We start from the raw sequence: 13,268 nt of genomic DNA, 5'->3' as shown, positions 1-13,268 counted from the left end.
GTAATATTATTCTATGAGGTTAAACAGAAGATTTCCCATCAATAATACCTTGTAAAATATCAGGAACTTCAAACACAGCTTGGTTTTGAATTGCTGCCACATTCGCTTGATAGCGCAGCAAATTTTCCGGGTTTAAGAGTTCTTCTACAGCCGGAACAATATTGCGGAAACTGTTAATTACCATGCCTACTTGTTTTTCTAATATCCACTGTGCATTGTATTTTTCAGTCATGAGTGTTGAAGAATTGCCTTCGACAATCACAGGCAAATTCATCACCATCGCTTCACTAATACTCATAGGCCCTGGTTTGCCGATAAAAAAATCAGCCAAACTCATAAAATATGGCACTTCATCAGTAAAACCTTGCACGTATTGGCGTAACTTCGTTGGACGTTTTTGTAATGCTTGTGCGAGTTTTTGATTGGAACCACAGAGAAAAATTAACTGTACTTTATCGCTGATAGAATCTAAATACTTGGCAATATCCAGCATTGTTGCCGAACCTTTTGCCCCAAACAAAACGATTCCTGTTAATCGGTGTTTTTCTAATCCTAAACGCTGTCTTTCAACAAAGCGATCGCCAGATATCGGTTGATAGAAACGGGGATGTACAATCATTCCTGAAGTTTGCACAATGTATTCTTCTGAAATACCCAAAGAACGCGCTTGTTTAGTGGCGCGATCGGTTCCACAAATCAAGTGACTTTGAGTCTTTGGTTCTACCCAAAAATGTGGAGGAATATCGGCAAAATCAGTCATGATTGTCACCATTGGTGTGTGCGGTTTAACTCGTTGCAGACTCTCCCAAATTGGTAAGTTGTAGAGAGGAATTAGAGAAATCACTAAATCCGGGGGACTTTGCTTTCGCCAATGTTGTTCGCCCAATTTTACCCCAATGGGATGCAACAAACGAATAAAGAATTTATCAAAAAACATCATGATTGGATGTAGCCATGTCCAATCTGTACCAATCATTTCGTTATAAAGTTCGTTACCGTCAGAACCGAACAGCTTTTTATAGGGATCTATCGGTTCTGATAATTCGCCGATATCTGTAACAGTGATTTCCCAAGGTCGTTTTTGTTGAATGGCGATGGCACTTAAAGCTTTGAGGGTGGCGTAGTGACCTCCACCAGCGTTGAGTGTAAAAATATGCAACGAAAAAATTTTATCATCAGTCATAAGTTATTCAGACGCTCACGGACACGGTAAATCGCTACTTTATCCGCCAGTCGTACATAATACCCAACTGAATCCTGACGACTGACTTTTGAATTGTGTTTTGATAAATCTTCAGGCGAAGCTGATATTATTCAGCAACGCCAAAAATTCTGAGACGTTGCAATCCAAAGTCTCTACATTTGCATTCATACCACAATTGTGCAACACTTTCGTGATTTACATCTGTTGCTTAATTTTGGAGAATTACTATAATCTCAAAAATCAAACCGAATTATTATATAATTTTTAAATTCTAATTAACGAGATTAAACCTTTAGCATTCTTTTTGAGCCTATGCACTGTTGCTAGATCCCAAATTATTGGGATAGTAAGTGTTGTTTGAAATTCTGGAAATAGCTTTCTAGTCAAGATTTTTAATCCAAACTTCACAATCTCAAATCCCAAATTGGTATGAGGCAACAAAATACTTACGCAAGAGGTCTATTCATTTGTTACATTTCAACTTTATTTCATTGGCAATGATGAAGCAATGGTTTGCCGATAACGTTTTCCTTAAGAAAATTATTAAAAATGCTAGTTGGCTGCTAGGAGGTAGAGTCATGACTGGACTCACTAGCCTAGTGTATTTAAGTGTGGTTACTCGTCACCTTGGCGTTACGGGTTTTGGTACGCTGGTTCTCATCCAAACTTATATTCAGATAATTATAGATTTAACTACCTTTCAATCTTCTCAAGCCGTGATTCGTTACGGGACTATTTGTCTTGAGCAAAACGATAAAGTAGCTTTGCAACAGTTGTTAAAGTTTACTACCTTGTTGGATTTACTGGGAGTGCTGATTGGTTTGGCCATCGCAATTGTAATTGCTCCCTATATTGGTTTTTATCTGGGATGGGATCAAACCTTAATTACTCAAGTCCAGTGGTGTAGTTTGATTATTCTTTTTACCAGCACAGCAACACCCAGAGGCTTATTACAACTTTGCGATCGCTTTGATTTATTAGCTTTACAAATTAGCATTCCTACCTTCATTTCCATGTTATCAGCCCTCGTTGCTGTTACCGTGAATGCTCCCTTATGGGGATATCTTCTAGGCTGGTTCATTGCACAGGGATTTGGAGGTTTAGTGCTGTTTGTAGTTGGCTGGAAAGAAGCCAAGAAACGAGGAATGCTGAGGAACATCAATTGGTTTGGTATTGAGTTGAGTCAACGCCATCACGGCTTGTTGGAGTTTTGCATCGTCTCCAACTTTGATTCTTCCCTACCAACCATGATGAGACAAGCTAGCCCTTTAGCAGTGGGAATTTTCGCCACTCCCGCAGCCGCAGGATTGTTTCAAGTAGGTTATGAATTATCTACTCCCCTCAAGGATCTAGCTTTTATTTTGAATCAATCTGTATATCCAGAACTAGCTAGGTTAGATGTCCAACAAAAGTCGCGTTCATTTGTGACTTTGCTACTCAAATCAAGCGCCATCGCCACAGCTATCGGCATAGTAATCTTGCTTGTCATCGTTTGCCTGGGTAAAATTTTCCTCAAATATTTCTTTGGTGATGAATTTATTTCTGCCTATGGTATTTTATTGCTCTTGGTGACAGCAGAAGTCTTCACAATGGCGAATTCCGCTTTAGAACCTGCCTTTTATGCAATTGGCAAACCCAGTTTTCCTTTGAGAATCAACGCGATGGCAATTTTGGGAGTTTATTTCCCATTGTTGTTGATTTTAACTAAATCCTTTGGCATCACCGGTACAGGAATTGCCACCTTATCCTCCACAGCTTTAATCTTTATTTTCAGTAGCGTACTAATTTCGCGCCAACTGCGTCAAAAATTACGAACATACACCAGAATTGAGAAATCACAAGTCAGAGTTGGCAAATAAATAGGGAAAAGGGGAAGGGGGGCCCCTCTGGGGAAAAGGTTAAAGGGTAAGGGTTAAAGGTTTTTTCTTTCCCTTTTCCCCTTTCCCCCTTTCCCTTTCCCCCTTAACCGACAAGTATTGAAATCAATCTTCTCATGCCCAATGCCCAATGCCCAATGCCCAATGCCCAATGCCCAATGCCCAATGCCCGTATCACCACCAACGAACTTGTAAATATCCACGCTTCTCTGGTTGCAACTGGCTCTCGGTTTGCCAATTTACAAGTTGATAGGTTCCAAAAATTCGATCCCACCAGTCAACACCAATACCAAAGTTATGATTCCATTGCTGGTATTCGTGATGAACATGATGAACTGGCATAGCTAACCAGAAACATAATTTGGGGTTATCGTGTTGGAGTTGATGGGCGTAAGCTGCAAATACGGCATAACTTAAACATCCGATTACCCAAGCAATTTGAATGTACAAGTTTGCCCCAATTCGGTCAAGAACTAAAATTGTCAACAACAGTATCGGCAAACCACCAAGGACATAATCTCGAAGTTCTTTCACCACACCCTGTCCAGTTCCATCTGTATGGTGATCGACATGAAATTGGCAGGTTTTCGGAAATATATGCATCAAGCGGTGACTCCAGTACTCACCCAAACTGGCGATCGCAAAGCCGGCTATCAAGGCAGTTACCATTTGTATAATATCAATCAACATATTTTTGACAAAATTTTGTTTATCTATTCAAAAGTAGCAGTGCTGGCTGTTGACTGTTAACAGCCTGAGTAGCAAGATTGCACTTTCTCCAGGACTTACGGGTAAAGGTTTTTTCTTTCCCCTTTCCCCTTCCCCTTTTCCCCTTAACCGACAAGTATTGGAATGGATTATTATTATTTTGCTCTGCGCTTTATCATAAGATTTTTGTGACAGTGTTATCCTCTTCGTTCAAATCTCTCATAGATGTTCTCATTCATCGCGCTGAAAAACAACCAAGCGATGGAGCTTTCACTTTTCTCAAAGACGGAGAAATTGAGTCTGGTTTCCTCACCTATCAAGACTTAGATTTACAAGCTCGTGCCATCGCTGTTAGTCTGGAATCTGTCACTTCAATTGGCGATGCCTGCGGTGGGCACAGCCAACGCATTTTATTAGTTTATCCTTTCAAAGCTTGTCTGGAGTTTGTTGCAGCTTTATTTGGTTGCTTTTATGCGGGGGCGATCGCCATACCCACAAGACCCCCTCAAAATGCTGAAGAATGGGCGGATTTTGCCTTTCGCGTCCAAGAATGTCAAGTAAATTTTGCTCTCACTACTACCGAACTCACAAGTAAGTTACAAAATTCATGGTCAGAGTGGTTGACTCAATCACCAAATTATGATTTAAAAAATAAAAATTTATCTTGGATAGCCAGCGATGGAATTTCCTTGAATCAGGCCTGTAAATGGCAGAAACGAGAAATTGATGGCGATGCCATCGCTTATTTTCAATACACCTCTGGTTCCACAGGTATTCCCAAAGCAGTCACAATTACCCACAGGAATGTGTTGGAAAACTGCGGCAATTTTCAACGGAAATTTCCTGATTTTGAATTTCGGGCAGTGAATTGGCTGCCTTTAACTCATGATATGGGTTTGGTTGCTGCCATTATGCAAACCCTTTATTCTGGAGGCCATGCTGCTTTAATGACGCCAGTAGCAGTGTTTCAAAACCCCAGCCGTTGGCTCAAGGCAATTTCAACCTACAAAGCAACCATCACCGGCGGCCCTAATTTTATGTACGATCTCTGCATCCATAGAGTGAAACCAGAACAAATACCAGATTTGGATTTGAGTAGTTGGCAAATCGCTGGCAATGGCGCAGAACCTATAAGACCTGAAACTCTAGAAAAATTTACAGCTTTATTTGCACCCTATGGCTTTCGAGAACAGGTATTTTATCCTTCCTATGGAATGGCGGAAGCAACTTTGTGGATTTCTGGAGGTGTTTTCCAAAGGTCATCAGCCATTCAGTTTGTGGATGAGCAAGCTTTGTCAGAAAATCGAGTTGTGATGGTAGAACAGGGGCAAACTAGAGCGCGAATGGTGGTGAGTTGCGGTCATCCGTGGCCGGGAAACCGCGCGATAATTGTCAATCCCCAGACTTTGACTCCTTGTCCCCCTGATGGTGTCGGTGAAATTTGGGTGCAAGGACTGGGGCTGAGTCGTAGTTATTGGCATCGACCCCAAGAAACCGAGAAAACATTCCAAGCTTATTTGTCAGATAGTGGTGACGGCCCCTTTTTAAGAACCGGTGATTTAGGTTTCATACACAACGACCAATTGTTTATTACTGGTCGTTTCAAAGACATCATGATTTTTTGGGGGCGCAATTTTTATCCTCAATTGTTAGAACAAACTTCAGAAAACAGCCATCCAGCATTATCAGAGAATGCTAGCGCCGCTTTTTCTGTAAATGTGGAAGGAGAAGAAAGACTAGTAATTGTGCAAGAAATCCATCGTCACGCCCTGCGAACATTGGATGCCAAGCAGATTGCAGAGATAATTGGTGCTATTCGCCAAACCATGTTGATGCAGCATTTAGTAGAAGTTTACGCGATCGCTCTGTTAAAACCCGGTGCTGTGCCCAAAACCTTTAGCGGCAAAGTCCAACGCCGTCGCTGTCGCGACAAGTTTTTAGCAGGCACACTACCCTTTATCGAACAATGGTTCTGCCCCGCCTCAGAACGATTAGATCCCACCGATTTGAGTAGTTTGCCAGGAATCGAAGACACTTGATACTTTGTGTGACTTATCAGCTGACGCGAAGACACGGAGACACGGAGACACGGGGACACGGGGACACGGAGACACGGAGACACGGAGACACGGGGAGGCAAAGAAAGTTTAATCATAAGTAATATCATGTCCAATACGGTTTGGATAAGCAGTATGAACTTCCCTTGTGGTCTGGGAAAAGGTTAAAACACTTTCCCCTTTCCCCTTTCCCCTTTCCCCTTTCCCCCTTCCCCTTTCCCCTTTCCCCTTTCCCCTTTCCCCTTTCCCCTTTCGGGGAAGTGTGAGGATAATTTGTATGGCTAAGCTGAGATTGAGGTTTTAAGTTGACCAAAACGGCGATCGCGTTTTTGGTAACTCAACAAAGCTTGATGAAATGCTTGTGTGTCAAAATCTGGCCAAAGAGTTTCAGTAAAATACATTTCTGTGTAGGCCATTTGCCACAGAAGAAAATTACTCAATCGCATCTCACCGCTGGTACGAATCAGCAAATCTGGTTCGGGAGTATCTGCGGTGTAGAGGTGTTTTTCTATCAAGTTTTCATTTACTTGTTCTGCCCTAAGTTCCCCTGTTTCCACTAATTGAGCTACTTGACGACAGACTTTTGTAATTTCGTTACGGCTACCGTAGTTCACTGCAACGGTAAAGTGTATTGCTTGGTTATTTAAGGTTTCTGTCATTGAACGTTCCATTTCTCTTTGTAGAGATTTGGCTAAAACTGATAAATCTCCAATAAATGAAATTCGCACCCCTTCTTGATGCATCTGTGCTAATTCTCGGCGCAGTAATCGCTCAAACAAAAGCATCAGAAAATCTACTTCTTCAACGGGACGTTGCCAGTTTTCGGTAGAAAAAGCGTAGGCGGTTAGTGCTTTGATTCCCCAATGTTTGCAACAACGTAATAATTCTTTGAGGGTTTTGGCTCCTTGGCGATGTCCGGCGATGCGAGGTAATCCTCGCTGAGTTGCCCAGCGGCCGTTACCATCCATGATGACGGCGATATGTTGGGGTAGGTGTTGCGGGTTTAAATCGGCGGGTAATTTTGTCATTTTTTATACGATTAAATTTGAGATTTGGGATTGGCAATTGCTTTGATGTGTCTGGCTTGGTGTGTTATTTATCTAAAACTAATGACTAATTTCAAATAAAGTTTGTAGGTATTTTGGTGTCAGGGTTTTGTTCCAAGTCCACAAGCGATGCATTGTATAAGTGGAGGTAAACAGGAGGGTGGTTTTGTTGGTTAATGACCAAGCCTTCCAATTCAGGGTAGCCATCATCCGGCGAAGAGTACGGATAAGGTTGTTGCGCTGATAGTTTTGAGAGCGAGTTTTGATTAGGGTGCGTGTAATTCGGATTAACCCCGTATCTGGAAAAGCCCAGACTCCAAAGCCCCAGAATTTAGTCATGTGGTTGATTTCATCTTGTGCTAGTTCTGCGAGTACTTCGTGCAGTGCGCCTGTGGTGTGAGCCATTAGCCAAAGGTAAAGGCAGGTTGCACCATATTCTGTAGCAATGCGGTGTAAGCCGTGGCGATATAAATCTTCGTGAGGGTCATCTGTGGGGAGATAGCCGCGGACTGTACGATGTTTAGGGGTAATTTTGTCACCTGTTAGTTGGCTATAGACTTTGATTAATGCAGGTGTGTGCTGACGTTCTTCTTTTTCCCATAAACCAAGTTCTGTAAGATTGTTATCTTCACCGACTGTTCCACCAACAAAGCAAGCCATGTGAGGATGCAAGTTTTCTAAATATTGGCGACTGGTTTGGGTATAGCCGCGAATGGGTGCTTCTGTATCCATTGCACCAATCAAGATTGATAAAAAAACTTCTGGTTCTATACCGATAATTTGATTGCGGTTGATTGCTTGCCAGTCGATGACTTTCCAAGGACGTGGTTGGGGATTTTGAAATTGTATCGGTAAATCTTGCAAGCGTTCGTGTAGTTTTTCGGCTGCAACATATCTATCTACGAGGAAACGGATGCGATGTTGTATTGTCAAAAAATCACAACTGGGATGGTTTTGAACTGCTAAGTCTTCTGCAAGTGGGCTAGGAGTGTGAAGCATAATTTTTATACTTGACATTTTATCTCTTCGCCCAATAGCCTAAGCGATCGCACTTTGTTTTGTCAGTCGGCTGAAGTCGGCTGTTTTATCTGATGCTGTTGCAAAAGTCGGGGAAAAAGTTGGTTTTGAGTGTTGATTGTTGACTGGTCAATACGATTCGGATAAGCAGTATGAACTTCCCTTGTGGTCTGGGAAAAGGTTAATGGTTCGACAAGCTCACCAACCGGGGTAAGGGGATTTGGATGTATTTAAAACCTTTCCCCTTTCCCCTTTCCCCCTTCCCCCTTCCCCCAAACCCTATTGGGTGACTGGGGAGTTATTTTTGTCCTCTGCTCCCGAATTAAGTTTTAGAACGCCCAGTGGTATTACTCCCCACTGCCTGTTTAGGTTTTTTCTCAATCAATTTTATTTATCGATTTAAAAAAAAAGAATATTTGCTCCTATCATTCAACCAGCGTACATTAAAAGTCATCAGGATAAACACAGATTGAAACGACGCCAAGAGGTGCAAGATGAATACATTAAAACCAGTATCGAACAAAGTTGATGCAAAAGTAACTCAAAAGCCCCAAGTTGTAGAGATACAACCAGCAGCAGACACTTCGATTACAGAACTGACTTTCGGACAACGCCTTGCTGATAAATTTGCGGCGCAGGTTGGTTCCTGGGGATTTTTGATTGGACAAAGTACCGTTTTGGCGGGATGGGTTGGTATGAACTTAATGCCTGGGGTTCCCCACTGGGATGAGTCACCCTTCATGATGCTCAACTTAGTATTTTCATTTGCCTCAGCTTACACAGCACCCATCGTTTTGATGAGTCAAAATCGCCAATCTGATACCGATCGCAAAAATTCTGAAATTGACCACCAAGTAAATTTGAGGGCTGGACAAAATATTGAATTACTCCATGAAAAATTGGATGATATACACACCCAACAACTCAACGAACTTACTCAAATCATCAAAGAACAGCAACGAATTCTCAGCGAATTAAAAGTAACTTTAGTACCTAATTCCAAAGATAATAAAGAAGTTAAATTAAATATTTTACCGGGACTTCATACCCAAAGTAATGCCAAATTTACCAAAGAAAGTTCTAGTAATAAATTCTTTGTTGATGACCAGCAACTTGGTGAAAACAATAAAGTTGTGGAAAAGCTGATTCGTCAATAAAAGCGGAGTAAAAATGGATTTTCATTATCCAATGTTCAGAGAGTCTCAATGCTATTTTAGTCTATATAATTATCGATTAAACTTAGACTCTCTCCTCAGGATTTTGAAGAAAAATAAAATTTACCACAAGCAGATTGATAGAGCTAAAAAATTTGGAATTTGAGATTTATGATTGCTTTTGTAAGCTTCTGATAAGCAGCTTGAATGAAAAATTTTAGATTGTGTGTTTTGGATTAATTAGATAAACAAATTTGTCGTTTATGAAATTTTTTATAGTTTTAAATTTAAAAATTTTATCCAAAATCTCAAATTTCATATTTAATTAACTCGCAGTTTTTCCAAAATTGGCAGATATTAACTAACGCTAACCTAGACACACCAATATGTGAGGAGAGATAAAAATGAACGAACTCATCAGTGCATTTTCCACCGGAATAGCAGCTTTTACAGCTACAAACCTCGATGATTTAGTTATCTTAACGCTGTTATTTTCTCAGGTAAATGCAACTTTCCGGCATCGACACATCGTGATTGGTCAGTATCTAGGTTTTTGTACTTTAGTGATTGCTAGCTTAGTTGGTTTTCTGGGGGGTTTGGTTTTGCCATCCCATTGGATTGGTCTTTTGGGTTTAATACCCATCACCATTGGACTAAATCGTTTGTTGAATCCCGAAAACGATTCTCAGTCAGAAGTACAGCCCCAATTGTCTAGTTCTTTTTCCTTGATTAGTTTTCTATCTCCCCAAGCTTGCAGTGTGGCGGCTATTACCATCGCCAACGGTAGTGATAACATCAGTATCTATATGCCCTTGTTTGCTAATAGTACCCCCTCTAGTTTGCTGGCGATCGTTGCAATCTTCTTGCTGTTAGTCGGCGTTTGGTGCTATGTAACCTATAAGCTGACTTGCCAGCCTGCAATTTCTCAGCTGTTAACTCGTTATGGCAACGGTTTTGTTCCTTTCGTTTTAATAGGCTTGGGTGTGTTTATTATCTTAGACAGTGCCTCCCTGACTCCAATTGCCTTGATAGTTAGCTGCTTGTGTTTAACTGGGCTTGTCAAACTGTATGCAATGAATGGACAGCTGGCAACATCCTCAAGCATTGAAATTCGTGGGTAATCATGGCTGAATATTTGTGAGACTGTTTGCTAACAAAGCTAAAAACCCATTCAAATAAATAGTCTCATTTAGTAAAATTTTCAATACTGAAAATCTTTTGTAAACCTCAAAAGGACAATCCAAGTGAAACTTTTCAAAACTGCTCTCGTGGCTTTAGTACTTTTAGTTAATTTAATAATTGCCCAACCTTCTTGGGCTGATAGACCGGACTTAACTACTACTCCCGACTATATCGAAGTAAATCAAGTAATTAATAATGTATTGCAGCTGAAAAATACACCAGAACAATCTCAATATACACCAGAACAAATTGAGCAAGAATTAGGTGAATTGAAGCTACAAAAGTACATTTTAGAAACAGCATCAAGCTGGGCACAATGCCGCAATGAAACTGGCAAAACTCTAGCGATTTACGCCCATAAACCTAAAAAAGTTGCCCAAGGAAATACCCTCTACTTCTTAGGAAATGGTCAAATTACAGAAAATGAATGGGATTGTGATGGCGTTTACCTACCGATTGGAACTAAGGTAGCTGGTATAGCTGCGGATGGCCAAGCATTGACAGAACCTTTGGCTATTAAAATTGTAGATGGAACTCAGTTAATAGCTAAAACTAATCCACAAACCGGTACTATTGAATTTAACGTTAATCCTGCAAGAGTATTCAAAGCCGGTGAACCTAACTGGTCAATTCCCAATTTATCCCAAGCTGATATTGATGCAGCAATTCCCAATGCACCCATTGAAGATTAATATCATTTCATATCATGTCTGGTTGAAGACTTATCATTAGGACTGACACGGAGACGCGGGGACGCGGAGAATTTTTTTGACAAGTGATTAGGCGGACATGATATCACTTGAAAATTGATACAAAATATACAGCAGTTAGCAAGGGAGCAAGGGAGAAAAAAGCTTAACTGAACTGTATTACCTTAAAAAGGGGGCTTTAGAAGTTGCCCCCTTTTTAAGCTTGCAGAAGTCGGGAAAAGGGGAAAGGTTTGGTATTTTGCCTGTCCCCAGACCACAAGAGTGCAAAAAGCAATTGATTACAAGAGGTCTATTGTAAGGGCCGACGACCGTTGGCCCCTACCCATCTACCTCATTTACCTAAAAAACGTGTAATTATTGGAGATGTCTAATGACTAATGACTAATGACTAATCACAATTAAACTTGAATTGGCATTCCTCGATCTTCATTTTTTGGCTGCGAACTCAATTGATCTAGAATTTCTAAAACTTCTTGTTCAAAGGCGACTTGAGCGCGATTAGTTTTGCCACCGACATACAAGCGATCGCCTTTTTGTAATGCCCAAACTTGCGAGTGGGAAAAGTAACTCATCACCACACCCAACATTAATAAAGCAAATCCTGAATAAACAATTGGTATACCTGGATCGGCTTTAATTTGTAAACCTGTGCTACCAATTACCTCTATTATTTTCAAGTTCACACCATTGACTTCGGCGGACATCCCAGCGCGGATAGTATTAACTAGTTTGCCAGTGGCATCATAAATTAATACCATTCCTTGTAAATCTTTGGCTAGCACCGAGACACCTTGACTCAAATCTGGTTTAGTCGGAATCCAGGTTCCCCAAATTGCACCTTGTCCGTTGGTATTCAACTTGACCATCGGTAGCTGGAAAACTGGACTTTTATTAAATTGGACGCGAACAGCCGCAATTCCCCAGTCAGTTTGGTAAAAGGTGACGCCATGATAGCGCAGAGGTTGGTTAACAAAAATCTTTTTGTGGTCAACTTCTTGTCCCTGATTATTTAAAACAGATAAATCTGAATAAAATTGATCTATCCCTCCGGTGGGAGTGTAATCAATCCAAAAACGATTTACTCGCACAGACCAATCTTTTGGCACTTGACCTGCTGCCAAAGGGCCAGCATCTATAATATTTTTTACCTCAAATGTATCGCCACTAGCAACCATTTCTTGGGCAAGAAAACCGGTCATTGCCCCCCAAATTCCTCCCAGCAAAATAGTGACGATGCCAATATGAACGATAATTGGCCCAATACGTCCGACTATTCCTTTACGGGCATATAAAACATTTTCTTTTTCTGTTTCTGAAAAAATTTTATAACGGCGTTTCTGTAAAATTTGGTTGAGAAAATTCAAAGAACCAGTATCTAATTCCGCACTTAAAGCTAGTTTTTTAAATTCCCGTGGTTCTTCATAATATTTCCAGCGTTGGGCTGCTTTTAAAGCTGGTAACTGACGAGTAAAAGAACAAGCAGTTAAGCTAGTGCCAAATAAAATCAGTAATGCTAAAAACCACCAAGTACGATATACATGGTCTAAGCCAACTACTTGAATTACTTTCCAACTTAAGAAACCAAACAATGCTGGATGTTCTGGATAGTTAGCTTGGTAAAATGCTGGAGACTGACCTTGCTCAATTACAGTACCTGTAGCGCTAAAAATGGCAATCAATAGTAATAGTGCGATCGCCAGTCGTAAATCTGTCAGTACAGGCAAAAACTCCCGGCGGAAATACCGCCCAACTACAGCCCACCAACTGATTTTTTTGGAAGTCGAATCTTCTAATGTCATTACTCACATGTGTTAATCGGTGTACAATTATCTGAATTTAGGAATCAGAATTCAGAATTCAGAATTCAGAATTCAGAATTAACAAAAATATAATAATTCAGTACTTGGGAGGCAAAATCACAAATTAGAAAGAATTTAGTATCATTTGTAGATTGATTCATCAAATTTTATTCTAATTTTTAAAGTCATCTGACTCCTGAATTCTGACTCCTGAATTCTGACTCCTGAATTCTGACTCCTGAATTCTGACTCCTGAATTCTGACTCCCGAATTCTGACTCCAGAATTCTAACTCCTGAATTCTGACTCCTGAATTCTGACTCCTGAATTCTGACTCCCGAATTCTGACTCCTGAATTCTGACTCCTGAATTCTGACTCCCGAATTCTGACTCCTGAATTCTGACTCCTGAATTCTGACTCCTGAATTCTGACTCCTGAATTCTGACTCCTGAATTCTGACTCCTGAATTCTGACTCCTGAATTCTGACTCCTGAATTCTGACTCCTGATCCTGA

The 13,268-nt window shown here is 40.7% G+C and carries 10 protein-coding genes; 5 read left to right on the top strand and 5 right to left on the bottom strand.

The genetic code is table 11. From position 1 onward, the window contains the following. Positions 1–19: 19 nt before the first annotated feature. Positions 20–1,183: a glycosyltransferase gene (locus tag VF06_RS26700; RefSeq protein WP_099069712.1), complete on the bottom strand. Its 1,164-nt coding sequence runs from the start codon at positions 1,181–1,183 to the stop codon at positions 20–22. Positions 1,184–1,701: 518 nt separating this feature from the next. On the opposite strand from VF06_RS26700, the gene VF06_RS26695 reads away from it, so the two are divergent. Further along, positions 1,702–3,063 (top strand): lipopolysaccharide biosynthesis protein, encoded by a 1,362-nt coding sequence (locus VF06_RS26695; RefSeq protein WP_257207721.1) that lies wholly within the window; start codon positions 1,702–1,704, stop codon positions 3,061–3,063. Between the two features lie 192 nt (positions 3,064–3,255). Here VF06_RS26695 and VF06_RS26690 read toward each other — a convergent pair whose 3' ends face one another. Continuing rightward, a complete protein-coding gene (locus VF06_RS26690) occupies positions 3,256–3,750 on the bottom strand; it encodes a sterol desaturase family protein (protein WP_244918095.1) in 495 nt (164 codons plus the stop codon). Between the two features lie 227 nt (positions 3,751–3,977). Here VF06_RS26690 and VF06_RS26685 point away from each other — a divergent pair, with 227 nt between their 5' ends. Beyond that, a complete protein-coding gene (locus tag VF06_RS26685; RefSeq protein WP_244918096.1) occupies positions 3,978–5,828 on the top strand; it encodes a fatty acyl-AMP ligase in 1,851 nt (616 codons plus the stop codon). A 299-nt stretch (positions 5,829–6,127) separates the two neighbouring features. On the opposite strand, the gene uppS is transcribed toward VF06_RS26685, so the two are convergent. Then, positions 6,128–6,874, bottom strand: coding sequence for an undecaprenyl pyrophosphate synthase (uppS, locus tag VF06_RS26680; protein WP_099069709.1), 747 nt, complete (start codon positions 6,872–6,874; stop codon positions 6,128–6,130). A gap of 78 nt (positions 6,875–6,952) precedes the next feature. Beyond that, positions 6,953–7,891, bottom strand: coding sequence for a hypothetical protein (locus VF06_RS26675; protein ID WP_099069708.1), 939 nt, complete (start codon positions 7,889–7,891; stop codon positions 6,953–6,955). A gap of 512 nt (positions 7,892–8,403) precedes the next feature. Between VF06_RS26675 and VF06_RS26670 the strand changes: the two genes are divergently transcribed. The 3 genes from VF06_RS26670 (at position 8,404) to VF06_RS26660 (ending at position 10,937) form a co-directional block, all read left to right on the top strand. Beyond that, positions 8,404–9,066, top strand: coding sequence for a DUF1003 domain-containing protein (locus VF06_RS26670; protein WP_099069707.1), 663 nt, complete (start codon positions 8,404–8,406; stop codon positions 9,064–9,066). Positions 9,067–9,467: 401 nt separating this feature from the next. Next, positions 9,468–10,184: a cadmium resistance transporter gene (locus VF06_RS26665; protein WP_099069706.1), complete on the top strand. Its 717-nt coding sequence runs from the start codon at positions 9,468–9,470 to the stop codon at positions 10,182–10,184. A 123-nt stretch (positions 10,185–10,307) separates the two neighbouring features. Beyond that, on the top strand, positions 10,308–10,937 hold the full coding sequence (locus VF06_RS26660) for a hypothetical protein (RefSeq protein WP_099069705.1): 630 nt from the start codon (positions 10,308–10,310) through the stop codon (positions 10,935–10,937). 416 nt (positions 10,938–11,353) lie between these two features. On the opposite strand, the gene VF06_RS26655 is transcribed toward VF06_RS26660, so the two are convergent. After that, positions 11,354–12,754, bottom strand: a complete 1,401-nt coding sequence (locus tag VF06_RS26655; protein ID WP_099069704.1) for a cytochrome c biogenesis protein — start codon at positions 12,752–12,754, stop codon at positions 11,354–11,356. Between the last annotated feature and the right edge of the window lie 514 nt (positions 12,755–13,268).

Origin of the sequence: Nostoc linckia z4, from assembly GCF_002608075.1 — a bacterium.
Lineage (GTDB): Bacteria > Cyanobacteriota > Cyanobacteriia > Cyanobacteriales > Nostocaceae > Nostoc > Nostoc linckia.
This window is presented reverse-complemented; position numbering and strand designations above follow the sequence as displayed.